Annotated in this window: 1 protein-coding gene and 1 pseudogene; both read right to left on the reverse strand. The window is 68.5% G+C overall.

The genetic code is table 11. The features are described 5' to 3' along the window. The coding region (locus tag MSIMFI_RS26600; protein ID WP_191499922.1) for a PE family protein at positions 1-408 on the reverse strand (408 nt) is incomplete at its 3' end. A gap of 379 nt (positions 409-787) precedes the next feature. Next, positions 788-1,398 (reverse strand): annotated as a pseudogene (locus MSIMFI_RS26605) (PE family protein); the annotation flags it as partial.

Genomic DNA, 1,398 nt, shown 5'->3' on the forward strand with positions numbered 1-1,398 from the left:
CCCCCCGGGCGCGCCGTTTTGCCCGGTGCCCGGGGCGCCGTTCGCGCCGTTGCCGATCAGTGGGCGCCCGGTCAGTGCCTGGACTTGTGCATTGAATCCGTCGAGCAGGCCCTGCAGCGGCGAGGCGTTAGCGGTCTCGGCGCCGGCATAGGCACTTGCGCCGGCGTTCAACGCTTGCACAAACTTCGCTTGAAACGCCGCGGCCTGCGCACTAGCTGCCTGATACCCCTGGCCGTGGGCGGAAAACAACGCCGCAATAGCTGCCGACACCTCATCCTCGGCCGCGGCCAGCACCCCCGACGTCCGAGCCGCGGCAGCCGCATTGGCCACGCTGAGTGTCCGACCCACGCTGGCCAAATCCGTTGCGGCTGTCCCCAGCACCTCCGGTGCAGCGATCACAAAAGTCATGTGACACCTCCCAACGGGTACAACGCCCCGGCTAGTGTCCGATTACCGTCGCTGCGCTCGACTATTCGCACCGTATCGCGTTTCGGGTCAAGACATCCCATGTTTCTCCAGGATCTTCCCCCGTTTGTTGCGCCCCGCGCCGGTTTGATTCACATGGTTCGCCGTTCCAACTCCGAAATTCTGCAAACAAACGGACTCCGTGAATCCGGCCCCGGCCCGAATGGCGTTCGTACACAACGAAACTTGGTCCATGTTTGGCGGTGTGCGGAGAGTGGGGAATGCTGACTAATTCAATAGCATTTCAATAGCATTGCGGGGCAGTCCGTCTGGGATGACCGCCCTCGGCAAACGCCGTGCAAGGCCTGGCCGTGAACGGAGATTACGGCAAGCCGTCGATCCCGTTTAGGCCCAACAGCAGACCACCGGCTCCACCGGTGCCGTGCTTACCACCGGTGACGGGTGTTGGACCGATCCCGCCGTTGCCGCCGTTGCCGCCATCGCCGATCAGAGTGGCAATGCCACCGTTCCCGCCGTCACCACCCTGTACGTCGCCTTGACCGCCAGCGCCTCCGGCACCGCCGATGCCTATTAGCTGGCCCCCCTTGCCGCCGGCCCCGCCGGCGCCGCCGGTGCCACCCGTTACGGCGAAGGTGCCGTAACCGCCGGCTCCACCGATCCCGCCGCAACCCAGCGGGCCGGCGTTGCCACCGGCCCCGCCGGCTCCGCCGACAAGGCCGAATCCACCGGCGCCGCCGGACCCGGCGCTGGACATCAGCAGACCCGCGTCGCCCCCGGCGCCGCCGTTGCCGCCGGTAACGGTACCGTTCCCGCCGGTCCCGCCAACTCCGCCGCCGCCGAACAACAAGCCGGCTTTGCCGCCGGCCCCGCCGGTGCCGCCGGTGTCGCCCAGCCCGCCATGCCCGCCGCTGCCACCGGCGCCGCCGAGCATCCCGCCGCTGCCCCCGGCACCGCCGACGCCGCCGGTGATGC

Source organism: Mycobacterium simulans, assembly GCF_900232995.1.
Classification (GTDB): Bacteria; Actinomycetota; Actinomycetes; order Mycobacteriales; family Mycobacteriaceae; genus Mycobacterium; species Mycobacterium simulans.